The sequence below is a fragment of the Paraburkholderia sp. Ac-20336 genome (genome assembly GCF_017105025.1).
Classification (GTDB): Bacteria; Pseudomonadota; Gammaproteobacteria; order Burkholderiales; family Burkholderiaceae; genus Paraburkholderia.
On the sequence record NZ_JAAGPS010000036.1, the window covers coordinates 17594 to 42211 of the forward strand.

A 24618-nucleotide genomic window follows, 5' to 3' on the forward strand; every position below is an offset into this window, starting at 1 on the left:
CGTTTCGACTTGCGCCGCGTCTAGCGGTCCAGTTCTTTCAGCAACAACGCCTCGGCCTCGGCGTCCGACAACTCCATCAGCTGTTCGGCGCTACGCCGCTCGTCCTCGCCGGTGGCGGCTGTCGCTTGCGTCGCGGGCGGCGGCGCGGGTTCGGCCGTCGCCGACGCGCCGCTTCCCGCTCCCCGCATATCCGCAAGATGCGCCGCCAGCTGTTCGACGTTCGCGCAATCCCAAAGTGCGGCGGCGTCGAATGCGACGCCCGTCGCGTGCTGCACCTTCAGCGCGAACTGCAGCGCGCTCATCGAATCGAATCCCATCTCGACCCAAGGGGTCGTGCGAGACACCTGCTCCTCGCCAATCTTCAGATGCGCGGCAACGATGCGCGCAATGCACCTCTCCAGATCACGTTTGACGAGCAGTGCTGCCGCTGCCTTGTCTTCACGACCCGTGCGCGGCGTAGGCGCTTCTCCCGGTTCGCCGCCCTCATAGCGGCCTTCAGTCCAGCTCGCGACCGTACGCAACTCGCCCTGCACGTAAGCACGGCGGCATAGGGCACGGGCGATCTTGCCGCTCGAGGTCTTTTCGATGGTCGCGGGTTCAACCAGCACGACGGCATGCGGCGTGATACCGAAGTCTTCGCCCACCACCACGATCATCTGGCGCAGCGTCGCGCGGGCATCCATCGCACGTCGCTGGGCGCGCCCAACCTCCTGCACGATGACAAGCTTCTCCTCGCCATCCACCGTCACCGACACCGCCGCGCCGCAACCGCGCCGCAACTCCGGCACCGCGTCCTGCACGCACTCCTCGACGTCCTGCGGATAGAGATTGCGGCCCCGGATGATCAGCATGTCCTTCACGCGACCGGTCACGAACAGTTCGCCATCGATAAACGCACCGAGATCGCCCGTGCGCATGAACGGCAAGCCGCCGGCCCCGGGCGGCTCATCCGGGAGCGTGGCGCGGAAGGTGTCCTGGGTGGCCTGCTGATTGCCGTAGTAGCCGATGCCGATGCCATCGCCTCGCGCCCAGATCTCGCCGACGCGGTACTGATCGGCGACGGCTGCGCCCGCGGAGTCGACGATGCGAATCTCCGTGCCTCGTCCCGTCGAGCCGCACGACACGAGGCTCTTGATATCCGCCTGTCCTGCCTGCGCACGCTCGATGACGCCCGCCGACAATTGCCTGTTGTCGACTTCAAGGTAGCGGACACCTTCGCCGTGTTTCACGCCGGTGATGAGCAGCGTGGCTTCGGCCATGCCGTAGCACGGATAGAACGCTTGCGGTGCGAAACCGTGCGGCGCAGCCGCCTCGAGAAACGTGGCCACGGTATTGCGGTTGATCGGCTCCGCGCCGCAAAAGGCCACCTTCCATGCAGAGAGGTCGAGTTGCGGCTGGGTGTCTTCCGGCAACTGCAACGCCAACGCGGCAAGCTGATAGGCGAAGTTCGGACCGCCCGACGTGTTTGCCCGATGCGCTGCGATCGCCCTCAGCCAGCGCCCCGGCTGCTGGATAAACGCGAACGGCGACATCAGGATCACGCTGGTGCCGATCGACGCGAGATGCAGCATCATCGACAGACCCATATCGTGATAGAGCGGCAGCCACGACAGCATGCGCGTCTCGCTGCTGTGCCCCATCAGGTCCGCAATCACACGCTGGTTATCGACGATGTTCGCATGCGTGATCATCACGCCCTTCGGCGTACCCGTCGAACCGGACGTGTATTGCAGAAACGCGAGATCGGAACCCGTCGGCAACGGCAATGGCGCATCCGCCGCGGGCGCGCCGGCCGTACACAGCTCCTCATAGGTAGCGAAATCGCAACCGGCGAACAGATCTTCCTTTTCGCGCAGCATCCGCAGCTTATCGATCGAGCCGACAGGAGCGACTACGAGCGATGCGCCGCTGTTTTCAACGATGGCCTGCAGCTTCTTCCACTGCGCTATCTTGCGCGGCTGCTGCGGATGGAATGCGGGCACTGCGATCATGCCCGCGGCAAGACAGCCGTAGAATGTGCAAACAAACTCGAAGCTCGTCGGAAGCAGCAGAATGACGCGCGCGCCGGCAGCGACACGGCTGCGCAAACCTGCTGCGATACACCGCATCCCCGCATTCAGATCGCTGAACGTGCTTTCGCTTTCGATCGTCTCCCCGTCGCGCAGGATCGTCAGCGCGGTGCGATCCGGTTCGCGCTCGCTCCATGCGGCGAGCGTCTCGATGATGGACGCGGGCTCGTGTGTCGTCGGAAACGGATGTGAGGTCATGAACAGTCTCTTGAATGTTGCGGGTCAGGTCTGTCGGCGTGTTGCGTTCTCGCGTTGCGCGCTCACGGCGTGGCGGCCCCGATTCATGCCTGCCGCAGAAAGGCTGCGGCGATGGCCCGCCTGTTGAGCTTCAGATTCTTCGTGCGCAAGCCGTTCTCGACGGTGAACTCGCTGCCGGTGAACACGATGTGCGTCAGTTGCCGTTGCGCCGGAAGCGTCTCGTTGACCGAAGCGACATGCGCGCGCAATGTCTGCGTGACCTCGGCATCGTCATGCCGGCGCGTCGAAATGACGACGTTCAGACCCGCGCTCTGGCCCGCCAGTACGACAGCGACCTCGACGCGCGGATCGCGGTGCAGCAGCGCCTCGATCGGCTCCGGATGAAACTTCTCGCCATTGCTCGTGACGATCGCGTCCTTCTTGCGGCCTATGACACGCAGAAAGCCCTCGTCGTCGAACTCTCCGATATCGCCCGTCGCTACCGAATTCGGCCCGACGAACGTCGTGCGCGCGTCCTCCTCCGACGCTTCGAAGTACCCCAGCGACAGCAGCGCACTGCGCGTGACGATCACCTCGCCCTCGTCCGACAGCGAGACGGAGCCTGCTTCGGCGGGTTGCCCCACGGTCCCGACGCGCACGCAGCCCGGCTTGTTCCACGCGACCATACCGGCCTCCGTGATGCCGAAGGCCTCGTAGAGTGGAATGCCGCATTCCCAGAAGAAATCGAGCGCCGTGCGCTTGATGGGGGCCATGCCGGTGATCATGTAGCGCATGTTGCCGCCCGTCAGTTCCTTCAGCCGGCGAGAAAGTGCGTCACCCTCGGCTTGCTGCGCGCCGGCACCGGCGCGTGCGAGGTTTTGCAGCGTCTCGTAGAGAATCGGCGGTGCGATCACGAACGTAGGCCGCTGCTGCTTCAGGCCGCCGAACAACAATTTGAACGGCACGGCGACGAAATCGATGCCGTGATAGAGGCAGAAGTAGTAGATCATCCGTTGCTGATAATTCGCGAACGGAAGGAACGTCAGAAAGCGATCGCCGGGCTCGACACCGAACGCTTCGAAATAGAGATTGAGCAGATTTTCCGTGCCGCACCGGCCGACGATCAGGCCTTTGTTCTTGCCCGTCGTGCCCGAGCTGAACACCATCGAATGCGTGTGAGGCAAATGCTGGATCACAATAGGCGACACGCGTGGCAGGCGGCGAACCTGGTTTGCCTGACTACCCTCTGTGTCGGGCACGAAGCCGATATCAATCACACGATCGGAGCGTGGCGCATCGGCATCGAGCCAGCCAGGATCGACGGCCATGAGGGTCAACTGATACTGATCGATCGACGCCTCGCAGGGTTGCGCAAGCCTGTCGTTCGGAAACGTGACGGACACGCATCCCAGTTCGATACATGCCAGATCCCAGACCATCCATGCGTAGCTACTCGGCGCCGCGATGCCGACACGGCACCCGGGGACAAGTCCCCGCGCCTTGCCGTGCTCGACCATCGCGAGCACGTCGACGAACAGATCGTGAAATGTCCTGGTGGTCTGTCCGCCCTTGTCGTCGACGAAGGTCAACGTATGGGGCTTGCCGCACAGACGACCGATAATTTCGTCGAGCCTCATGGCGTACGCTCCTCGATGAATGTCACGCGTCCAGCCGCGACGTTTCGGCCCCGGCATCGGCACCGAGCGCGTAGTATTTCTGCGCGGCGCTCTCATACATGTTCCAGAACAGACGGCAGGTGTGGCGCACCGCGAAGAGTGCTTCTTCCTGCGCCTGCGGCGTCCTGCACAGTTCCGATACGAGCTGGATGCCTTCGGCGACGTGTCCGATGTCCTCCTTCTGGTGAACCGAAAAGAACCGCGTGTCCTCCTCCGTGAGGCCATAGCAGCTCGCGAGAATCGTGTGGCGCGCGTCGCCCGCACGCGTTTCGAGGCTCTGACCCTCACTGGCGATCATCACAGCCGCCGCGCCGATGTGGTACGTGGCCTCGCCCTTGCAGTTCTCGAGGCGATAGTCGATCAGTTCGCGCGTGGCGTCCGACGGCGTCCATGCATCGCGCTCTTCGTCACTGATGCCTTGCGCGCGAATGAAATCTTCCATGAGTTCGACATGGTTCTTGGTCTTCGAAAAACGCCCTGTCTCTTCTTCGAACAGGTTGTACAGAAGACGCCGCTTGTGCTCCGGATACGGGCAGAGAAAATACAGATTCTCGATATATTCGAGAAAATATTTCGTGATCTGATAGCCCTCGAGCGTGATGATTTTCAGCAGGTTCCAGTTCCGCTCAGGCGTGAACAGCTCCCTGAAAATCGGATGATCGAGTGTGAGTTGTTCTTCGAGCGTCGAGCGCAATGCGCGTGCAAACGTTTCCTTGTCCAATGCAACGGCTTCAGCGGCTGGCGTCATGATCGTCGTTCCCTGTCGGTTGGGGGTAATCAGACTGTAAAGCCCAATGGCTGTCACCGAAACCTGTCCGTTCGGACGGTCCTGCCTCACCCTGTACGGCAGTTCAGGTTTTCAGGGCCCGGCGCAGCGGTTATAAAACAGAACGCCTGTGACCAATGGAGAAGCACATGGAAGATCACGTCAACGTGTTCGACGCGCTCACCGGATTGATCCCGCAGATCGTCGCAATCGACATAGCGCCGGCATCGATTACGCGCGACACGACGCTGACCGGCGATCTGATGCTCGATTCCATTTCGCTGCTATCGCTGATGGCTCTGACGGAAGAACGCTTCGACATCAGTTTCGCCGAGCACACGGAAGCCGTCGCGAATCTGGCGACTGTCGGCGATGCCGTCGATCTTGTCGAAACACTGCTTGCCGTCAAGGTCTGAGGTGCCTATGCCTATGTCTACCGGTGTGGCAGAAGATCGCGTGCATCCGCTCGCATTTCAATTCGCACGTTATTGCGAACGCATGGCGGGCGGTGGTCGTGTGGCGGAAGGTGGCGAATCGACTGTATTCCTGACGAAGCGGGACGTCAGTGCCTTGTGCGCGCTTGCTAACGGCGCTTGCGCGGTGCAGTCCCCAACAATTCAGGCATTGTTGCGTCGAGGGCGAGCGGAACGTCTGCGGTTGGTTGTCGATGATCCCCTGCTGGCGATGCATGAAGAGTACGGGCGCTTTTTACAGATACTCGGCGTTGTATTCGGCTATGCCCCAGATACGCTTGCCGAAGCCTGTATTGTCGTACTGGCTAACGCGGTAGCGGATTGCAAGGCCACAGACTCCGACGCCGCGGATTCCAACGCGGTATGCATGCCGCTCGATGCGCTCACCGATAGCATCGCTAACCCGATCTTCGAAGTCCGCCGTCGCGCCGATGCATACTTTGAATGTGAGCCGCTCGCGCTTCCGGCGGATGACACCGGCGACGTGCACCTGCTAACGGTCGAATCCGTCATGGCATGGCTCGCATCCGACGATGCATCGACACGCGTGCCCGGCGTCCACGTGCTTCGGGCGGATGCGTCGTTCACATGGCGCGCGTTGGTACAGACCGTTGCGAACGCGGCGAACGTCCCCGTGCGCGACGCCGGCAGCGAGTCCGGAACCGCAACGATCGACGCGCTCATCGAGCAGGAACGGCGCCATGTAGCCGAAACTCTTGCCCTCGACGATGGGCCGCACGAGGCACAGACCAGCAACGCGATACATGTGCACCGTCTCTCACCAGGCGGATTCGATTGGCGTAGTCTCGTGACGTATCGTGTGGCGACTCGACTCGGCTCGCATTGCCGGCGAACCGCACCGTGCTTTGGAAAACTTGCGGGGGTGCAGCGCAAATCGACTCGTACAGGTCACAGCTATCTGCGCGTCGGAAATGGCCATTTCGCCATTCTGCTGGTCAACGCGTTTGGCCTGTCCAACGATGTCTGGCACGACTTTGCCCATGCGTTGCTCGATCGCTTCACCGTGTTTGCGATCGACGACGAAACGGAACACGAAGGCGCTTCCCTACCGCGAATCTACTATTCGACGCACGACGCCTTGCCACGCTTCACCGAAGCGGTCTCGGCCATGCTCTCCGAGGAAGGCTACGAGACCTGTCATGTGGCAAGCTGGTGCGGCGGTGCGAAGTACGCGATCGAACTGGCGCGTGCGTTACCGGACACCATCGCGTCGTTGAGTCTCTTCGCCCCCTCGTTCGCCGGCGCGGAAGATCATGTGGGCTCCGACTCGGTCTATGAGAAGAACCTGCATACGATGTGCAAACTGGTCGACCGAACGCCACAGGCCGCGCAAAGCATGGCGAAGTCGATGATCGCGCTGCTCGAGCGGCAAGCAAACGCACAAGGCGGCGACCCCCAGCCGTCCGTGTTCGAACTCGCCGATAGCGCGACCGTTCACTGGCTGCACGCGCCGTTTCTCTCCGCGTCGAACATGGTGGAATACAGCAGACAGTTGCTGAACTTTCGCACGCATCACATCGTGGCGCGTCATCCGAACGAACTCGGTGATCTGCCCGTCATGCTCGTCACCGGGAAGAACGACAGCATGACATGCTCGATTCGTGCGCATGCTATTTGCGCTGACTTGTGCCGGCCTCTGCACTTTGAACTGCACCACGCCAGTCATCACCTGATCAACCAGAACAGCGACTTGCTCGCACACTTGATGCGGGCATTCGTCGCCGATGGTCCCGCAACCGCTTCGCCGCACCCGCGGCTCTCGCGCGCGTCCACATTGAAAGCAGCACACCCGGAACACAACGAAACCGTCGTGCATGGAGAAATATGACGTGCGGGATCGTCGCTCCACACTGCCCTAACGGACAGCTACACGCAGGTTCTGCATCTCACTAGAGTGACACTATCAACCACGCCTTTGGCCGAAGCGCGACACGTTGGCGAATGGTTAGCGAATAGCACGCGCCTCGCGGTCTCTGGATTGGCCAGGAAAAAACTGCTGGCTGGAGGATTTCCCATGTACGCAAACAGTCTGGTCGAACTGATCGGTAATACGCCTTTGCTTCATCTCAGGAGCCTCTCGAACGAGCAACGGAATATCCGCGTTTTCGGCAAGCTCGAGTGCCACAACCCAGGCTATAGCGTAAAGGACCGCAGCGCGCTGCAATTGCTGCGCCAGGCCGAGCGCGATTACGGTCTGAAGCCGGGCTGGTCGATTGTCGAATCGACCTCGGGCAATATGGGCCATGCGCTCGCGATGCTGTGCGCGATTCACGGATACCGCTTTATCTGCGTGCTCGACCCGAAGACGCCGAAGGCGAATGCCAACGTCGTGCGCGCGTTTGGCGGCCAGGTCGAAATGGTGAATCAGCCCGACGAAACGGGCAGCTACCAGAAAAAGCGCATCGCCGTAGCGAAGTCGCTTGCGGCGACCACGCCGAATTGCATCAACCTCGATCAATACAACAACCCCGCAGCCATCGACGCACACTACTACTCGACGGGTCCCGAGATCGTCAACCAGTTGTCGGGCAAGGTCGACGCAGTCGTCGTGTCCGCGAGCACGGGAAGCCATCTGAGCGGCATCGCGCGTTACCTGAAGGAGCGCGATTCGCGCACCCACGTGATCGGCGTCGAACCGGAAGGCTCGGTGGTATTCGGCGGGGTGTACGTGCCGCATCTGCAGAACGGCTCGGGGCTCAGCTTCAAGCCCGGCAACATCCTCACGGATCTGGTGGACGAAACAGTCAAGGTATCGGACCGTCACGCCTTCGCCGGCTGCCATCGACTGGCGCTGGACGAAGGGCTGCTGCTGGGCGGCTCGTCGGGATCGATTGCGCACGCGGCGCGGTGCTATGTGGAACGGCTGAACGATCCGGCGAACATCGTGCTCGTGCTGCCGGACAGCGGCGTCAAATACCTCGAAACCATCTACGACGACGAGTGGCTGAGCGCACACAGACTGCATGACATTCTGCGCGATCTCGACACCGCGACGGAAGCGACCGAGGCTCACGCGCTCGCGCTCGAATCTCTCTAACACGATCCTGGCAGCCATGAACGACTCCCTGAGAACCGTCGCGGCGGATGGCGCGCATTACGTCATCGTCTTCGAAAAGGCGCGAGTGTCGCATGTCATCTACCGCTGGCCGCCGGACGTCGATGCGCGGCTCGGCGAACAGATTGTCGAACTGATGCGCCATACGAGCCAGTCGGCACCGATCATCGGTTTTGCCGAAGCGATCAGCGATACGGAAGCCGAACACTATCTTGTCGAATTGCGGGCGAACCTCGCCGCGCAGAAGTGCCGCCTGCTCGCGATCCTCGCGGATAACGGCACGCTGATCGGTCTGTGCACGCTGCGCCGTAATCTCAATCCGAACAATCGCCATATCACCGATCTCGCTAAAGGCATGATCCACGAAGCATTTCGCGGCGGCGGCGTGCTGCCCGCCGCCTTCGTCGAGATTGCGCTGCAATGCGAGGCCGATGGCGTGGAACTGGTCACGCTCGATGTGCGCGCCGACACGCCCGCCTATCGCGTGTGGGACCACTTCGGCTTCCAGACCTACGGTGTGCTGCCCGACTACGCTCGCGCGCAAGGCAAGACGCATGCGGGACACTTCATGATGCAGAAAGTCGCCGACCTCAAGGCACGCTCGCTCGGCATGCTTCAGGCACGCGTCGCCGATTCCCCGCGGTCCGGCGCGCAAGCGGCGTGAGCAGCATGAGCGGCACGACCTACGACGGGCTCGTCATCGATGCTCACTGTCACATCGCATCGACGCGATTCATCCCGCCTGCTTTCTTCGAAGGACTGTGCCGCAACGTCAAGGTGCGGCTCGCGGCGACGGGCGTAAAGAAATCGCTGGGCGAACTGCTCGACATGTATGTGAAGCTGAGCCAGGACCATCAGGGCGATGCGCTCGTCAAGGAGATGGATTCGGCCGGCATCGCCCAAGCCGTGCTGCTGCTGCCCGACTTCACGTACGTGATGAAGAGCGAGCTGACCATCGACGAGATGTTCGCCGAGCATCACCAGATTCTCGCGCGCCACGCCGGGCGCTTTTTCGTGTTCGGCGGTGTCGATCCGCGTTGGGGCCCGGATGGGCTGGCGCTCTTCGAGAAAGGCGTCGACCGCTATGGCGTTGCCGGCCTGAAGCTGTATCCGCCTTGCGGATATAGTCCGAGCGATCGCCTGCTCTACCCCTTTTACGAGCTTTGCAACGCGCGACAGTTGCCGGTGTTGATGCACATCGGCCCGACCAGTCCGACGCTTGACTTTTCGTACTCGCATCCGGACCTGCTCGAGCGCGCCGCGATGGATTTCCCTGACGTCAATTTCATTCTCGCTCACGGCGCGATCCATCACGTCGAAGCATGCGTCAACCTGTGTGCGTACCGGCCTAACGTGTATCTCGACATCAGCGCGTTTCTCGCCTCGATGCATCCGCAAGGCTGGCGCGCCGCGCTCGCCGACCTGTTCAGGATGGGCATCAATCACAAAATCCTGTTCGGCACCGACTGGCCGGTGTTCCGGAACTCGGGTGGACACCGAAAGGTCATGGACATGTTCACCGCGCAGGATGGCCCGTTGTCGGCCGTGTCGCCGCATCAGCGCACGTGGCTGATGTCGCATAATGCGATGCGCCTGCTTCCGGAGAAACAGCTTGCGACGATGGCGGCGTAATCGCGAAAGGAAGCGTTCAGCATCGGGAGAACACGTACGCGCTCTGGCTGCGCGGCTTGCGATCGTCGTCGCATACGGTTGGATCGCGTGCCTCGCTCACGCGCAAGACGGCCGGAACAGCGGCACTGGCACGGTGGACCTCGATCACTGGACGCCCGACGAAAAGGCACAACTGGCTGCGATGCGCTTGACGCCCGCCGCCATCAATATCGACCCGTCGAACCGGGTCGCCGCATTGCCCGAAGCAGCTCAACTCGGCAAACTGCTGTTCAACGATCCACGCTTTAGCCGGAACGGCGCTGTTTCGTGCGCAAGCTGTCATCACCCGGACCGGCAATTCCAGGACGGCCTGCCACGCGCGCAGGGATTGAGCGAAGGGGTGCGCAGGACAATGCCCGTCGTCGATGTGACAGCCGGGCCGTGGTTCTTCTGGGACGGTCGCAAGGACAGCTTGTGGGCGCAGGCGCTCGGTCCACTGGAGGACCAGAAGGAGCATGGCAGCAATCGCCTGCACGACGCGCATCTGGTACAGGAGCACTATCGAACCGGCTACGAGGCCCTCTTCGGCCCGGTACCGGACCTGGGTAAGCTCCCGCAAAACGCGAGTCCACTCGGCACCGAGGCCGAAAAGGCCGCGTGGCAAAAGCTCGATAGCCAAGCGCGCACCGACATATCGCGCGTGTTCGCGAACATGGGCAAAGCGCTCGCGGCCTATGAAGCAACGTTGCGGTTTGGAGATTCGCGCGTCGATCAGTACATCGACGGAATTTCGAAGAACGATCCTAAACTGCTCGCGGCGCTCACTCCTGCCGAAAAAACCGGTCTGCATCTTTTCCTCGGCAAGGCGCAATGCGCTACCTGCCATACCGGCCCGCTACTTACCGACCATCAGTTCCACAACGCAGCCGTTCCGCCCTCCGACCCGAGACATGCAGATCAGGGTAGAGCCGCCGCGATTCAAAAAGTGCTTACCGATGAGTTCAACTGCATGGGTCCGTTCAGTGACACCAAACCCGACCAGTGCGGCGAATTGCGCTTCATTGCCAAAGACGACCCTCACATGTTAGGCGCGTTCAAGACACCGGGGCTGCGCAATGTCGCACTCCGTCCACCGTATATGCACGCCGGCCAGTTCGCAACGCTCGCAGACGTGATGCGCCACTATTCCAAACCGCCGAACGCCGTGGTTGGGACAAGCGAGCTGAAAACACTGGATCTTTCGGAGACCGAGCAACAAGATCTTATCGCCCTGCTACATGCGCTCTCCGGTCCCATCATCGAGATGCCGCCCGCGCAGTGATGCGCGGGCGGCACGCTTACGCCGCATTGGACGACCGGCGCTCCCTGATCGCGACACCCATCACCTTGACCTGTCCGCCAAACGGCAGCGCGGCGACCTGATAGATCGTGCGTGCGGGGCGTCGGCCGGCTTCGAACCGTCCGGCGAAAACTTCGTTGACCTCTGGCAGCGCACCGAGATCCGTGAATGCGATATCGACGAACACCAGATTCGCGGGCTCGAAGCCAGCAGCGTCCAGCGCGCGAAACAGATTGTCGAAGGCAAGCTGTGCTTCCTGCGCCGGCGTACCGGCGACGTAGTGGCCATCGCTATCGATCGACAACTGGCCGCTCAGATAGCACATGTCGTCGACGACGACCGCATGACTGATCGGCGAGGACCATTGCGGCAGACCTTCGCCGGACGTAACGAAATGCCTCATAGTGCGTCACTCCTTTGAGTTTGGGATTGCGATGCCTTCCAGGACATCTCGGTCCAGTACAGTTCGCCGACACCCGATGCGCCGTCGATGCAAAACAGCCGTGCACGTGCAACCGCACAATCGGCGCTCGCGACCACGGCCAGCGTCGCGCATCCGATCTTCCTGCTCAGCCCTGTCCATTGACGGCCTTCGTACCACGCACCCGGCTGCGTTTCGTCGAGGTCTTGCCAGCACGCATCCCGTGGAGGGCGACTAAAGCCTGTGCCTGCCGCCTTGAGCAGCGCTTCCTTCAAAGTCCATAGACGAAAGAATGCATCGTCGAAACACGGCTGCCGCTCGAGCCAGCGGCGCTCCCGTACATTGAATACCAACCGCGCAAGCGATGCCGCACCCAAGATCGGTCGATGCCACTCCACGTCGACGCCCACCTCGACCGCCGACACCGCAATCGCTACGCAGTCCCCGCTGTGACTCAGGTTGAAACGATAGGGAAACGGCTCAACGACTTGCGGTTTGCCGCAATTGTTGCTCGTGAAAGCAAGATCAAGCGGTGAGTCTGCGTTGCCATATCGCGCAAGCACCAGGCGCTTCAACGAATGCGCGCGTTCGTAGCGCTTGCGCGCGACAGCGGCGCTGAACCGGTCGCGCCGTTGCCGCTCGTCGTCGCTCAGGCATGGCACAAGTGCCGGCGCGGACAGCGAACACCAGATGTCGAGCATGACAGTCACCTCAGAAGTAATGCTTGACGAGCACTTGCCACAGCGTCTGCTGAGGCATCGCGCCGTATTCGCTGAGGCTGCTGCCGCCATTCAGTTGCCACTGAAGCGCGACGTCGGTGCGATTGAGGTGATAGCGTGCTTCGAGCCATGTCAAACTGCTGTGATCGGCGAGATTCATACGGATGAAGCCGCTCAGATCGAGCCGCGGTATGAACGCATCCTGCCAGCGCAGCATCGCAAACACATCGTCACGCGTCGCCGGATCCTGCTGTGCGTTGGCGAGATTACGGTAAGCGAGGTACTGCTGCTGCGGGCCTTTCTGAAGCGATTCCCAGCCTGCCTTGTCGAGTGCCGCGCCGTCTCGCTGGTATTCGAGCGTCAACGACAGATTCCGCGACGTCGTACACGTCAAGCCCGTCGACAGGCTCCAGCGGAACGCGACATCGCTTTCCGGCTGCCCCAGCGCGCGCGCGAGGGTCGATGGGCTGCGGCCGCCGGTCCACTCGACATACCCCACACACGCGTTGTTGATCAGATGTGTGAGGTTCACACCGAACTGCGGCGAGCTCCCGGGCTTGCCGTCGCCGTAGAGCAGAAACTGCGGCGACAGATCGGCAACCATGTGCTGGCTCACGGCCATCAGCCAGCGCGTATTCTGGTTGGTTGCGCCAAGGTCGACGGAAAAGTCCGCATCATTCGGCCCGCTCGCGAGCTTCGGCGCAACCAGGGCAGTCAGCGAACCACCCGTCCACACTCGCTGGCCCCGCAGCATCACGGTGCCGAGGCGGTTCTCGCGCAGGCTGGCCGGGTCCACGGACGCGACGGAGCGCACGGCGTTGTCACGGAAATAGTCGGTCGGATTGTAGCCGGTCGCCACACCCAGGCGCATGTTGATCCGGCCGATATCGACGAGGTTCTGTCCCTCGCGTCCGACGCTTCCGCTAACGTAAAACTCCTTGAGTGTATTGATCGCGCCGGGGTCGCCGCTGAAGCGTTGCGGGCCATTCAGATCGAGGCGGCCCGCGAAGTTGAAGCGCCAGCCTGTCGCGAAGGCCTTTTGCACCGCCAGCTCGATGGCGAGACGCTCGGCCGTTTGCACCTGGTCGTCCGGCCGCACGGTCGCAAGACGCAAGGCCGGTTCGAGGCTGAACTGATAGTCCGCCTTGTCCACCTTCTGCGTCGGCGTGGCATCGGCCAGCTTCAGTCCGGCTTCTTCCGCATCATCCGCATGACACGTGCCGGCCAGCAGCGATAGCACGGCGAAGACGACGCACCCACGCATCATTCGGGCTGGAAGCTCGGCAGATAGTCATGCTGGAACCAGCTGTCGGGGATCTCCCGCGCGGTGAAGTCCGAGTAGCGCATAACCGTGACCAGATTCGGATTGAGCCCGTCGATGATGACGATTTCAGTCGGCCTCAGCGCGCCGAGTTGCTCCTGATAGCGTCGATAGAACGCGGTTTTCAGCAGCTTGCCGCTGTCGCTGAAAAAGCGCGCCTTGATGGGCCGCTGGCTTTCCTTGTCGATCCACATCTCGACGGAGTTGTACGTCATGTCCGGCACGCTTTCTGTGAGCGCCAGCTTGTAGGCGCGGCGCGTCTGCCGGTCGCCGTCCTGCACGTCCTCTTCGTCTTCGATGCGCGCCTTGTAGCCCTGCGCGAAATTCACTGTCACCACGTCGCCATTCGATGCCTGGCCAAGCAGGCGCTGTTGCGGCGAGATGCGGATGCTGGCCTTGCTGGTGGGATCGAAAAACCACAGGTCGTTGCCCGTCTTGAGCATCAACTTGTTCACATCGCGTGCGGGTGCCTCGAAGCGGATCAGGCTACGGAACTGGCCGCTGTTCGGATCGACGCGTGAATACGCCTGCAACGCGTTCGAATCCGTCTGCTTGCCGTCCGTGTATTGGGTCAGCGTCACGTTCAGCGAGAACGGCTGGGCGGGATTGCGAATGGCGTCGCTGGCGGCAAGGATGCCCTGCGCATCGCCCGCCACCGAGGCCGCCTGCACCGCGGACCAGACCACGGCGGCCACCGTCATGGCGACCGCGCCACGGATCACGAAACGAATCGACAACATGGGAGACTCCCTTGCGATGTGGCTTGTCAAAGGGTGTGCGGGACCGGCCCGTCCCTGAAAGGAAGGCAACGAAACAATCGGTTGAGCGCCGCGCATGCAGCGCGCGGCAAGGTTTGCGCGGCGGCTAGTAGCCCGGGTATTGCATCTGCAATGCAACCCACGCGGCGGTGCGTTTGCCGAAATCGTCGGCAACCGCCTTCAGCGATTCGTCCAGCGCCCGCAACGGCCGGCTGGAATCAGGCGCGGGCAGCATGCGGCTCGGCGCATCGATGCCCGCCACCCTGTCCGGCACGATCATGAGTCCGCGCTTCGTGCGTATCGGGTCGCGGCTTTGCGCAACCGTATAGGCGGTAGAACGAAAAGTGGTCGAATAGACGTCGGCTTGCAGCACGAGCGCAATTTCATCGACGCCCGGCTCGATCGGAATGCCGAAGTCGTCGTGCGACCAGAAGGACACGTAGTTGCCCGCGATCGTCATCATCGACGGCAAGCCGAGGTGAAAGCTCGCACTCGGAATTTCCGACGACCACGACTGCCGGCCCAGCGATTCCGCCAGTTCATCCGCGCGTTCGCGCCCCGCAATGGCCTCCACCAGCGCGAGCGATGCCGGAATCGTCGCCGTCACGCCCGTCGTGGTGACGACCTTGCCGTCGGCGATATAGCGCTTGCCCTCGACCCAGTTCGTCTTCGGGAACTTCTTGCGCAGATCGCCCATGGAGTACCAGTGCCCCGTCGCGCGACGGCCATCGAGCAGCCCCGCTCTCGCCACGACCCACACGCCGTCGCACACGCCGACGATCGTCGCCCCCTTCTTCGCCTGCTCCGCAACCCAGGATACCAACGTCGCATCGCTATCGCGGTGCACGGCCGGAACGATCACGTAGTCCGCGCCCTCGGGAACGCGCTGATCGAATTCCGCCGTCGTTTCCTTCGGTATCACGTTCATCGGCGCGGGGAACATGCGAATCGGACCGGGTTGCGTCGCAAGCGGGATGACGTCTGCCGCCCCCGAAGCCATCAGTATTCCGTACGGAACCACATAGTCCGTGAGCTCGGTGTAGTAGTTCTCGCCCACCACGACCACGACCGGACGCGAACGACCGAAGCGCGGCTGATAAGGCGGCAAACGGTCGGGCCTGGCACTCGTCGTCTTCGCCGATGTCGCAACGGCCAGATGCACGGCGGCAAACGGAGTGACGGCGATCAGCAGCATCAGCCAGAACATAACAATTCTTCGCATGGAGACCTCTTGAAAATTGCGTCACCAGGTACTTCAACCTGCATCCATCTGCTTCGACCTGGCAGGACCATCGTGCCGGGTTATCACGACGATGGCGGCAACACGACATTGAATGTCACCGCATCCGTACCCATTGGCGATCTGACCTTCAGATTGATCACCCACCATCCCGGCATGCTGAATTTCATGCCTTCCAGAAGGTAGTGCCCGGCATCGCCCTGCTGCACCACCTGAGGTTGCGTCGGCAGTCCATGTCCGTGCTGCGGCATGCCGCCGCCGACGTCGATCACCGCTCCTTGCACCAGTTGACCGGAGGGTGCGCGCAGCGTCATGCTCCACGTCTGGATCTGGTTGAGACGCACGTTCCGTTCCGGCGGTTCGAGCGCAATCACGTACTTGCCCGCGTTCGTCTGCTGCGTCAGTGCAAGATTCAGATTGGCAGGCACCTGCTGACCATACGCATTGCAAAGCAACAATGAGAGGACGAACGCCGCCAGTAACAATTTGAGCATCTTCTGCACGATTGTCCCGTCCATAAAAGAACGATTGATGAATTAAATTCCACATGCATAAAACATCCGCATCAAAACATTCGCTACGCATAACGAAGCGCATCGACGATGTTCATGCGCGACGCACGCCGTGCCGGCAGCAAGGCAGACAGTACCGACACCGCGAGCAGCCCGACTGCCGTTCCCGCAATCAGGTCGTTCTCGCCCCACACCCGGATGATCAGCGGTACGGGCGAGCGTCCCGGGGGCGTCCACGTGAGCCCGTTGTGATTGATGATGGCTGCAAGCGCGGCCGCACTCAGCACACCCAGCGATGCGCCCAGTATCCCCAGTAGTAATCCTTCGCAAAGGAACAGCCGGCGCACGCCCTCACGACGCAGTCCCATCGCCCGCAGCGTCCCGATTTCGACGGTACGCTCGAAGACTGCCATGCTCATCGTATTGCCGACGGTGAAGAGGACGATCGCGGCGATCAGCAGCGCAATGAAGCCGAACAGCGTGGCAAACATGGCAAGCGCCTGCCCATAGAACGGATTGAGTGTCATGTAGTCGACGACTTCCGTTTCTTCACCCTTGAATCTGGTGCCCAGCAGTTCTTCGATGCGTGCCTTGGCGGCAGGCAGTTCGGCTGTGTGCTTCAGTTGCACGACGATGGCCGTCGCCTTCGGTTGATCGCTACCATAGACGAGGCGCTGCGCCTGGGCCAGATGCAGGCCCACGTACATGTCGTCGTATTCTTTCACGCCCTGCTGTTCCGCCTTGACGACATGCAGTTCCGAGACGTTCGGCGCGCCGAGCGCCGTCGCGGCGAGCAGTTCGATGGTCGGATATTGCGCGGCCTTCTCCGGCACGGGTTCGGTCGCGCTGGCGAGCTGAGCGACATCCGCAGGCAGATCAGGGCCCGTGTTGTCGTGCGGCCTCGTCTGCGGCGCGCAGTTCTTGACCTCCAGCTGGCCGCACAGTTGCAACACGCGCGCGAGCCCCGTGCCGACGATCGCCGCGTCCGTATCCGTTCCCGTCAGCGCAAGCGGCGGGATAGTCACCGGAAATCGATAATCGTTCCACGCCCGCATCCGGTTCTGATCGTCGACGACCACGCCCAGCGCGAGAGCCGTACGCGACACCCCTTCCCTGAAGTTGCCGGCGATCCCCTGTAGCTGCAACGTCGGCGTCACGACAGTCACCATCGACGCCAGCACGGGGTCGGCCTTCAGCGTATCGGCGATCTCGCGATAGTTCGCAATGCCATACGCGGCCGGATCGCCACTGCCGAACTCGTAATAGCCCTTCCGTTCGATCTGCAGGTGGCCGCCATACTTCACGTAGTCGGTCTGCAGTCCATAGGTGATGTTGCGTGTGTATCCGCCGAACAGCAGCACCGCATGCGCACCGACGATCATCGCGAGCAGGGTCGTGATCGACCGTCGCCGGTTGCGCAGCAGATTGCGCAGAGCGAGCGAAAGCGTCTTCATGCCACTGCCTCCTCTTCTTTTGCCCGCGAGACGCTGACCACGCGCCCATCACCGATGCCGATCACGTCGTCCCCTTCGGCCAGCACCTTCGGATCGTGCGACGAGATCACGAACGAGACCTGTCGCTCGCGTTGCAGGCGGCGCATCAGACCGATGATCGCATCCCCCGTACCGCTGTCGAGATTGGCGGTAGGCTCGTCGGCCAGCACGAGATTCGGCGACGCGACCAGCGCTCGCGCAATCGCAACACGTTGCCGCTGACCGCCCGACAGTTGCCCTGGCCGGTGGCCCGCCTTGTCGGCAAGGCCCACCGCCTCGAGCAACTCCCTCACGCGCTGCGCCCGCTGCGCATCCGTCAGGCGAATGCCGGCGAGCAGCAGCGGATATTCGATGTTCTCGTGCGCCGTCAGCACCGGCAGCAGATTGAAGTTCTGGAAGACGAAGCCGAGATGCCGCGCACGAAAATCCGACAACGCATCGTCCGGCAATCTGGAGACGTCTTCATCCGCGACGACGATGCGACCGCGGTCGGGACGATCGATGCATCCAATCAGATTCAGCAGCGTCGATTTACCGCTCCCCGATGCGCCCGCTATCACCGTAAGAAGACCCGTTCGAATTTCGAGGTTGATGTCCTGCAACGCGGCGACTTTGACGGCGCCCATGAGATAGCTCTTCTCAACGGCTTCGAGTTTGACGGCGTTCATGGTCTTGGCGAATGGAAAAATTCCCAGCTCGAATGGAGTTCATCGCAGACGGATGGCGGCGACGGCCTTTACGCAGAATATCAACTTGTTCGCGAGGAAAAACCTGTTCGATGGGGCAGGCCTTTGGCGCGTCAAGTAGATTCCTTCGTCATCAAAATGTTGGAAAAAACATGTCATCGTTGCCCCATCCTCTCTATAACGTGCCATCGACGATGACAATCCGTCTCGCCACACCCGCTCCCGAAACATATCTTCAGCCGCTTCTTATCCATCACATTCTGTATGGCGCGATCACCGCGCATGCGGATCAGCAGATCGTCTATCGCTCACATCACCGGCAGACCTATTCGGATCTTTTCAAGCGCGTTCATCGACTTGCGAACGTGCTTGCTTCGCTAGGCGTCGACGAAGGCCATACGGTCGCTTTCATGGACTGGGACAGTCATCGCTACCTCGAGGCCTATTTCGCGGTGCCAATGATGGGTGCGGTACTCCAGACGGTCAATGTCCGCCTGCCGCAGGAGCAACTGATCTGGTGTCTGCAGGATGCGAAAGCATCCGTGCTCGTAGTTCATCGGGACTTTCTGACACTCGTCAATGCGATCGCGCCTCTTTTGCCGGATCTTCGTCGCTGCATCGTAATCGCGGACGGTGAAGCGTTCTCAGGGCAGAACGATGTGAGCGAATACGAGACCATGTTGGCGGCGTCCGGCACGAAATTCGACTTCCGCGAGTTTAATGAAAATGCAATCGCCACGACATTTCACACGACGGGAACGACGGGCCACCCGAAGCCTGTCAGTTTCACTCATCGCCAACTCGTGTTGCACACGCTCGCCCTCGCGACCACGCTCGCTGCGCAACCCGACAATCAGGGATTGCGACGCAATGACGTCTACATGCCGTTGACGCCGATGTTTCATGTTCACGCGTGGGGCGTACCCTTTGTCGCGACAATGCTAGGCATCAAACAGGTGTTTCCGGGTCGATACGACCCAGCACTTATGCTGAAGCTCAGACGCGATGAGAATGTGAGCTTTTCACACTGCGTACCAACGGTCCTGCAGATGATTCTTGCGGCCGCGCGGTCGGAGCAAGCCTCCGGTCTTGCACCATGGACAATGCTGATTGGTGGCTCAGCGCTTACACGTGCACTACGTCAGCAAGCCGCTGACTTTGGCATCGATACGCTTGCAGGGTATGGGATGTCAGAAACGGGACCCGCAATCGCCATTGCGAGAAATGTGGAAGAACACCCAGACAAGCTGGATGCGGCGCTCCGCCGTGCCGGCTGGCCGCTACCGCTGGTGCTGGTCGATATTGTCGATCCAGAGATGAACAGTCTTCCGCATGACGGACGCAGCCAGGGCGAACTGGTGCTTCGCGCCCCTTGGCTGACGCAAAGCTATGGCACCGATGCAGCCGCAAATAAAGCGCTCTGGCTTGGTGGCTGGATGCATACGCAGGATCTGGCTTCGATCGACCTGCGTGGCACGCTCACCCTCCGCGATCGCATGAAAGATGTCATCAAGAGCGGTGGTGAATGGGTATCGTCCGTGCAACTCGAGGAGTTGATCGTCTCGCATGAGGGCGTTGCCGAGGCTGCAGTCATTGCCGTCGAGGACGAAAAGTGGGGAGAACGCCCGCTCGCTTATGTTGTGCCGAAAGTCGAGTTTTCCGGCAATGTAACGTCGGACGCCATTCAACAGCATCTCACTGCTTTCGTCGAAAATGGCACGATCAGCCGTATCGCTGTTCCCCACGACATTCGCGTCGTTGAAAGTCTCCCCAAGACCAGCGTCGGGAAAGTTGACAAGAAGGCATTGCAAAAAAATACGCTGGCAAGTGCACGCCCTGATAGACATGTAGTGGTCAACCCATCCCGGACACTGCGTTAAGTTTTTCTTCCGCGACTGCCGGCGCCAGTCCGTCGTTGAACTGATGCGGCCGTATCCAGTTGTACCGATGCATCAGGTAGTGGCTGATATCCCCGTGTGCTTCCTGCACCGACATGTACCCCACTGACGGTAGCCATTCCGTCTTGAAGCTGCGGAACAGCCTTTCCATCGGAGAGTTGACGCTCCTATGTCAAGAAGTGCGGGCTGAATCCGCCAGGTCGGCCAGAATGAGCGGATACAGCTCTCTGACGATATAGCGCTTCAGGCAGCGGTGAATTTCCTTGTAGGACATTCCTTCCCTGGTTCGTCGCTCGACGTACGCCCGGGTCCTCGGGTCGCTGCGCATTCGCACCATGGCAATGGTCCACAGGGCGTTGTTCGCAGCACGGTCTCCAATGCATGAACGACCAGATCAACATCCGGACGTGCTGAGAACGCCCAGCCAACAACCCGACGCGTGAACAGATCGAGTACTACGGCCAGATAATGCCAACGGCCCCGCGCCCAGACATATGTGATGTCACAACACCAGACCTGATTCGGCGTACCAACATCGAATTCACGATTGAGATGGTTCGGGATATCAATCCGCTCGACCGTAGCCCGCCTGTAGTCATGGCGACCCGGTTGCTTGCAAATCAGCTCGAGCTCTTCTATCAAGCGGCTGGCCAGCGCGCTCCAGGTGGCACCGCAGATTCAGGCCATGCGTGATGACCGCCGCGCCTCGGGCTCGCCGTAACGGACGCATTGCGGTGAAGAAGTTCGCGCGAAGCAGGCACTCATCGGGCTGAAGAGACAGCGAGCAATTGACGTTACCGACATCAATCATGCTGTTCTGGAAGTCAGTGCTAAAGCAATGCAGGAACGCGGGGCGGCTGCGCCGCCCCGCCCCAAAACCATAAAAAGAAGCAAGACTAAAACCGCTCTGAACCCCGACATTTCTATTTAGCTGGAGGTACGGCATTTGAACTTAGCGGGGACAAAGGTGGTATCGTCTCCAGAGCTTCATGATCGCCACGTAGGCCAGAATCGTGACGATCAGTTCGATGACGACCATGGTCGGAATATAGAGATCGTCAGGGTCACGAATGCCAAACCAGTCCGAGGCGGCAAACCAGAATGCCAGCTGGCTTTCAGGCATTGGCATCGGGTACGTATGGACATAACGAACGGAAAGCAGAAACAGTCCGATAAATAGCGCCACTTTAAAAATGCTACGGACAAGTCGTACCATTGGCCACTACCTCGATAGTTCCATACGCGCGAATTCCTGAATTGCGGGCCGGGATAGTGAACGTGTGCAGAAGTGCGCGCCGTATCTTTTCAAAATCGGCGTAACTCGGCAAGGTGATACAGCCGAGTGAAATACCTCGGCCGCCGGCCGGATGCAGCCGGAATTGACCTCGCTCTATGCCATTGATCCAGGTGAGGTCATCGATAACACCGTCGTCCCGATAGAGCGCAAACCACTCAATATGGTGAGACGCCGGACCGACCCTCCCGCTCCACCAATCTTTGGCCTGTGCCACAGATCTGGATCGTAACCCGCCAGTCAGTCGATCCACGATCCAATACAACCCTGCCGGAATCGGACCTTTATCGGGAACAGCGGTACACCCACCCTTGTTCTTATAGACGTTGTCGCCTGAAAACGCTTTAAATGTACCAATTTCGGGAATAATCAATGAAGAATTATCCCCATCGATTATGAATTTCCCATAATAAGCCAATTGCCGCACTCCTCTTATGTCGACAGATTCCTTAATCAGGATGCCACACAAGAGAAAGCGCAGGGCATCTTAATAATACCTTGTTGCCGATTAACATCAGACAATACGAAATTATTAAAAATCAGAAAATTCCTAATCCAACAGACAGAAAATTCCCGTATCGACCCCGCCGGTTACTCGATCGACTTTAGATTTTCAGGCAGTGGAGAGTACGTACAGAATCACCATAGGACTCCTAGGTAGCCGTGGCTGTCGAGTACCTGCTGCATGTTGGAGCCTTCCCACGAACCGGGACGGCTGTTCGTCATGGCAGCGTCCTCGGCCAGCATGGCAAGCATGCCTCGGCACAGTCATCGGACCGTGCGTCGTCTTGTCTGGGGCAGTCCGATCATGTTCTGGTGTAGTCCAGCGCAACGCCGTCAAGCTGACGCTCGGTGTTCTGCTCGAAGGTGCTGACGCGTATATAGCCGACCCGTTGACCGTTCATGGACGGACGTCGGGTGAAATGTCAGCTTGAAATCCATGACGTTCCGAGTCCGGTGTCAAAGAATTGCGGAACCAGCCCCATCCTGATGTGCCCGACGGCATTTCCCTGACATCAGGATAGGGTATGCTCCAATCGGACACAGTCTGCCAGCCTGTCGTTGAGGGCGGATCAATGATGTAGGTCGCTTATTGATTGGCACGCACAGCAGCAAACTGACCTGATCGGCAGATACCGGCGCCGCGTTACTCTTCTAAAAACTGTATCAACTCCGCCGCGAATTTTTCCGGTTCCTCGATCCAAGGCATGTGGCCGCTTTCCTCGAACATCACCAGTCGAGCGTTGCCAATGCCCGCATGCAAGCGCTCCGCGACCGGCACGGGACAGATCCAGTCATGCCTACCCACCATAACCAGTGTCGGGGCGCGCACCTGATCAAGCAGGGCTGTCTGATCGCTGCCAGCCGCTTTGTCTGCTGCGTTCTGCGCCTCGAATGCATAAAGCGAGATCTGCTCGACCAGTAACTGTTCCCGAGCTAACGCAAGATTTTTTTCCGGACTCTGAAGGTATAACGGCAAAAGCTCTGCGACAAACGCTGATAGTTCAGCATCGCTCGCAAGGGGTTTGGCTTTGCCGGAAAAATGTCCGATCGCCGCCTGAACTGCGGTCTTATACCGGGGGTCCTCAGCTCTCGCTTCCAGGAATGCCTGCGTATCATTGCCCGAACTGAAGCCAAGCATTTGACTGTCAATCAGCACCAGTTTGCTGACGTGATTCTTATACCTTTCAGCGTACGAGAGTGCGATGGCTCCGGAGTTCGAATGACCCAAAAGTTGAAGAGTAGAAAGTCCTAGATACTCGCGTAGTGCCTCAAGATCATCCGCCATATCGTTGCTGCTCATCTTCATGCGATCGGCCGGGCGTCCAGACTGGCCGCTTCCCCGCGTGTCGATGAAAACCAAGCGAAATCTCTCTCGCAGGAAGTTGAAGCCCCTTTGCAAATAACCGCTACCTACTCCCCAACCCGGAGAAATCAAAAATAACAGAGGCCCTTCGCCGCACACGCGGTAGTGGAGATCGACACCGTTCAGATTGACGGTGTGGTCGCCCGAACCTAGCAAGTCTTTCAAATTGTCAGATCTTGTGTTCTGCGATGCTGTACTCATGTGTCGCTGTTCCTTGCATTTTCGATAGAGTGGTCAACTTGAGAGATTCCCGGCTGATAAATGGTTCACCTTGAACCGCTCAGAAATATCTCATTCGGAAGCCAGTTTTTGAGCGCGCACTCGTTATAACAGAAAAAAGTGCCCATCGTTGGTAGACAGGCAAGTCAACCATTTTATTCCTTGCACCAGCTAATCACGGAGGTAAAGAATTGGTGCGTTCGCCTGCTGCTGATCACCCACGCCGCGGCACTGCGCCGGCATCCTGAAAATCCGTTTCACACGTTTTTGTTTGCCCTGAGCGACGGTCGCTACTGCATCGATGCGCGCAACGGTGGCAATGCGGCACGCTGGATCAATCACCGCTGTGCCCCCAACTGCGAAGCGATCGAGGAACGTGACCGTGAGGGTGTCCTTGAGCGTGTGGACCAGATCGCTGCGAATCGTGCAGCAGAGGCAGCCGCTGCTCATCTCGACCACGATGTCTTCACGACTGTGCGCGACGAGCAGGTGGTCGAGCCCGATCTCACCGAACTCGTTGATCAGCACCAGTGCATCCGCCATTTCCGGCTGCGGCACCATCCGGTTCAGCACCGTCGTCTTGCCGCTGCCGAGAAACCCCGTCAGCAGGGTGACAGGTATCATGTCCATCGCACACTCCCCGTTTCGTTGATCCAGAGTCCCCGAATCCGGCCGTTGCGCGTTCTCCTTGGCGCCCGCGCCGGGCTGCGGGCTCATGCCGTACCTTCCGCCTCGGTTAGCAGACAGGCGTCACGGCGCTGGCGCCATGCTGGCTCGTCCATATCAACGCCGATCAGTACCTGGTCCTGATGTGTGTCGCCGACAGGCAGGCCGACGAGCCACTTCTGTTGCGCCTGGTAGCCGGAATCAAGCTTCACGCCGGGAATCGATTTGGCCTTGATCTGGTTAGAAATCCCCAAAAAGTCAATCTTCGCCTTTTAGGACTGTGTGTCGTGGATTGCGCCGGCTGCTACTTGAACGTGCGCTTAAATGATGCCTTTCG

General features: G+C 60.2%; 22 protein-coding genes and 6 pseudogenes. 8 read left to right on the forward strand and 20 right to left on the reverse strand.

The genetic code is table 11. The annotated features are described in order from the left end of the window. Nucleotides 1-20: 20 nt before the first annotated feature. The 3 genes from GXB81_RS13440 to GXB81_RS13450 all read right to left on the reverse strand — a co-directional run bounded on the left by GXB81_RS13440 (nt 21) and on the right by GXB81_RS13450 (nt 4670). Nucleotides 21-2267 (reverse strand): AMP-binding protein, encoded by a 2247-nt coding sequence (locus GXB81_RS13440; protein ID WP_205989382.1) that lies wholly within the window; start codon nt 2265-2267, stop codon nt 21-23. 83 nt (nt 2268-2350) lie between these two features. Beyond that, on the reverse strand, nt 2351-3883 hold the full coding sequence (locus GXB81_RS13445) for an AMP-binding protein (protein ID WP_205989383.1): 1533 nt from the start codon (nt 3881-3883) through the stop codon (nt 2351-2353). A gap of 22 nt (nt 3884-3905) precedes the next feature. After that, the gene (locus GXB81_RS13450) at nt 3906-4670 is read right to left on the reverse strand and encodes an iron-containing redox enzyme family protein (protein ID WP_205989384.1); all 765 of its coding nucleotides are present in this window, start codon (nt 4668-4670) and stop codon (nt 3906-3908) included. Nucleotides 4671-4837: 167 nt separating this feature from the next. Here GXB81_RS13450 and GXB81_RS13455 point away from each other — a divergent pair, with 167 nt between their 5' ends. The 6 genes from GXB81_RS13455 (at nt 4838) to GXB81_RS13480 (ending at nt 11169) form a co-directional block, all read left to right on the forward strand. Then, the gene (locus GXB81_RS13455) at nt 4838-5104 is read left to right on the forward strand and encodes a phosphopantetheine-binding protein (RefSeq protein WP_167036999.1); all 267 of its coding nucleotides are present in this window, start codon (nt 4838-4840) and stop codon (nt 5102-5104) included. Between the two features lie 13 nt (nt 5105-5117). Further along, nucleotides 5118-7010, forward strand: a complete 1893-nt coding sequence (locus GXB81_RS13460) for an alpha/beta hydrolase (RefSeq protein WP_205989385.1) — start codon at nt 5118-5120, stop codon at nt 7008-7010. A 186-nt stretch (nt 7011-7196) separates the two neighbouring features. Next, nucleotides 7197-8219 carry a cysteine synthase family protein gene (locus GXB81_RS13465; protein ID WP_205989386.1) on the forward strand — a complete coding sequence of 341 codons (1023 nt, stop codon included), beginning with the start codon at nt 7197-7199 and terminating at the stop codon, nt 8217-8219. A 16-nt stretch (nt 8220-8235) separates the two neighbouring features. Next, on the forward strand, nt 8236-8901 hold the full coding sequence (locus tag GXB81_RS13470; RefSeq protein WP_205989387.1) for a GNAT family N-acetyltransferase: 666 nt from the start codon (nt 8236-8238) through the stop codon (nt 8899-8901). A gap of 5 nt (nt 8902-8906) precedes the next feature. Further along, complete coding sequence (locus GXB81_RS13475) at nt 8907-9869, forward strand: amidohydrolase family protein (protein WP_205989388.1); 963 nt, start codon at nt 8907-8909, stop codon at nt 9867-9869. 133 nt (nt 9870-10002) lie between these two features. Further along, on the forward strand, nt 10003-11169 hold the full coding sequence (locus GXB81_RS13480; protein ID WP_346777792.1) for a cytochrome c peroxidase: 1167 nt from the start codon (nt 10003-10005) through the stop codon (nt 11167-11169). A 16-nt stretch (nt 11170-11185) separates the two neighbouring features. Here GXB81_RS13480 and GXB81_RS13485 read toward each other — a convergent pair whose 3' ends face one another. The 8 genes from GXB81_RS13485 to GXB81_RS13520 all read right to left on the reverse strand — a co-directional run bounded on the left by GXB81_RS13485 (nt 11186) and on the right by GXB81_RS13520 (nt 18319). Further along, on the reverse strand, nt 11186-11590 hold the full coding sequence (locus GXB81_RS13485; RefSeq protein ID WP_167037017.1) for a RidA family protein: 405 nt from the start codon (nt 11588-11590) through the stop codon (nt 11186-11188). After that, nucleotides 11587-12309, reverse strand: coding sequence for a 4'-phosphopantetheinyl transferase superfamily protein (locus GXB81_RS13490; protein ID WP_205989390.1), 723 nt, complete (start codon nt 12307-12309; stop codon nt 11587-11589). Before GXB81_RS13490 ends, GXB81_RS13485 begins: the two co-directional genes overlap by 4 nt. A 10-nt stretch (nt 12310-12319) precedes the next feature. Further along, complete coding sequence (locus GXB81_RS13495; protein ID WP_205989391.1) at nt 12320-13594, reverse strand: hypothetical protein; 1275 nt, start codon at nt 13592-13594, stop codon at nt 12320-12322. Then, nucleotides 13591-14349, reverse strand: coding sequence for an outer membrane lipoprotein-sorting protein (locus tag GXB81_RS13500; RefSeq protein ID WP_205989405.1), 759 nt, complete (start codon nt 14347-14349; stop codon nt 13591-13593). The genes GXB81_RS13495 and GXB81_RS13500 overlap by 4 nt, the downstream gene beginning before the upstream one ends. 163 nt (nt 14350-14512) lie before the next feature. Then, the gene (locus tag GXB81_RS13505) at nt 14513-15628 is read right to left on the reverse strand and encodes a DJ-1/PfpI family protein (protein WP_205989392.1); all 1116 of its coding nucleotides are present in this window, start codon (nt 15626-15628) and stop codon (nt 14513-14515) included. A gap of 83 nt (nt 15629-15711) precedes the next feature. Continuing rightward, a complete protein-coding gene (locus tag GXB81_RS13510) occupies nt 15712-16140 on the reverse strand; it encodes a FixH family protein (protein ID WP_240158699.1) in 429 nt (142 codons plus the stop codon). An 83-nt stretch (nt 16141-16223) separates the two neighbouring features. Beyond that, the gene (locus GXB81_RS13515; protein WP_205989393.1) at nt 16224-17612 is read right to left on the reverse strand and encodes an FtsX-like permease family protein; all 1389 of its coding nucleotides are present in this window, start codon (nt 17610-17612) and stop codon (nt 16224-16226) included. Continuing rightward, nucleotides 17609-18319: an ABC transporter ATP-binding protein gene (locus tag GXB81_RS13520; RefSeq protein ID WP_167037035.1), complete on the reverse strand. Its 711-nt coding sequence runs from the start codon at nt 18317-18319 to the stop codon at nt 17609-17611. The genes GXB81_RS13515 and GXB81_RS13520 overlap by 4 nt, the downstream gene beginning before the upstream one ends. A 170-nt stretch (nt 18320-18489) precedes the next feature. Between GXB81_RS13520 and GXB81_RS13525 the strand changes: the two genes are divergently transcribed. Beyond that, nucleotides 18490-20217, forward strand: a complete 1728-nt coding sequence (locus tag GXB81_RS13525; protein ID WP_241016354.1) for a long-chain-fatty-acid--CoA ligase — start codon at nt 18490-18492, stop codon at nt 20215-20217. Here the strand turns inward: GXB81_RS13525 and GXB81_RS13530 are convergent. The 7 genes and pseudogenes from GXB81_RS13530 to GXB81_RS13560 all read right to left on the reverse strand — a co-directional run. Further along, a pseudogene (locus tag GXB81_RS13530) lies at nt 20192-20395 on the reverse strand (integrase core domain-containing protein); the annotation flags it as partial. The gene GXB81_RS13525 and the pseudogene GXB81_RS13530 overlap by 26 nt on opposite strands. A 12-nt stretch (nt 20396-20407) precedes the next feature. Continuing rightward, a pseudogene (locus GXB81_RS13535) lies at nt 20408-20611 on the reverse strand (IS110 family transposase); the annotation flags it as partial. After that, a pseudogene (locus tag GXB81_RS13540) lies at nt 20608-20877 on the reverse strand (DDE-type integrase/transposase/recombinase); the annotation flags it as partial. The pseudogenes GXB81_RS13540 and GXB81_RS13535, both read right to left, overlap by 4 nt. Nucleotides 20878-21187: 310 nt before the next feature. Then, nucleotides 21188-21451, reverse strand: coding sequence for a hypothetical protein (locus tag GXB81_RS13545; protein ID WP_205989394.1), 264 nt, complete (start codon nt 21449-21451; stop codon nt 21188-21190). Then, entirely contained in the window at nt 21432-21947 is a 516-nt protein-coding gene (locus tag GXB81_RS13550; RefSeq protein WP_205989395.1) for a DUF2778 domain-containing protein, read from the reverse strand. Before GXB81_RS13550 ends, GXB81_RS13545 begins: the two co-directional genes overlap by 20 nt. Before the next feature lie 403 nt (nt 21948-22350). Next, nucleotides 22351-22434: pseudogene (locus GXB81_RS13555) on the reverse strand (recombinase family protein); the annotation flags it as partial. A 242-nt stretch (nt 22435-22676) separates the two neighbouring features. After that, complete coding sequence (locus GXB81_RS13560) at nt 22677-23597, reverse strand: alpha/beta hydrolase (RefSeq protein WP_205989396.1); 921 nt, start codon at nt 23595-23597, stop codon at nt 22677-22679. 246 nt (nt 23598-23843) lie between these two features. Between GXB81_RS13560 and GXB81_RS31440 the strand changes: the two are divergent. Continuing rightward, nucleotides 23844-23996: pseudogene (locus tag GXB81_RS31440) on the forward strand (SET domain-containing protein-lysine N-methyltransferase); the annotation flags it as partial. On the opposite strand, the pseudogene GXB81_RS31445 reads toward GXB81_RS31440, so the two are convergent. Further along, nucleotides 23964-24245, reverse strand: a pseudogene (locus GXB81_RS31445) (GTP-binding protein); the annotation flags it as partial. The pseudogenes GXB81_RS31440 and GXB81_RS31445 overlap by 33 nt on opposite strands. Before the next feature lie 83 nt (nt 24246-24328). After that, nucleotides 24329-24535, reverse strand: a complete 207-nt coding sequence (locus tag GXB81_RS31450) for a hypothetical protein (RefSeq protein WP_241016356.1) — start codon at nt 24533-24535, stop codon at nt 24329-24331. Between the last annotated feature and the right edge of the window lie 83 nt (nt 24536-24618).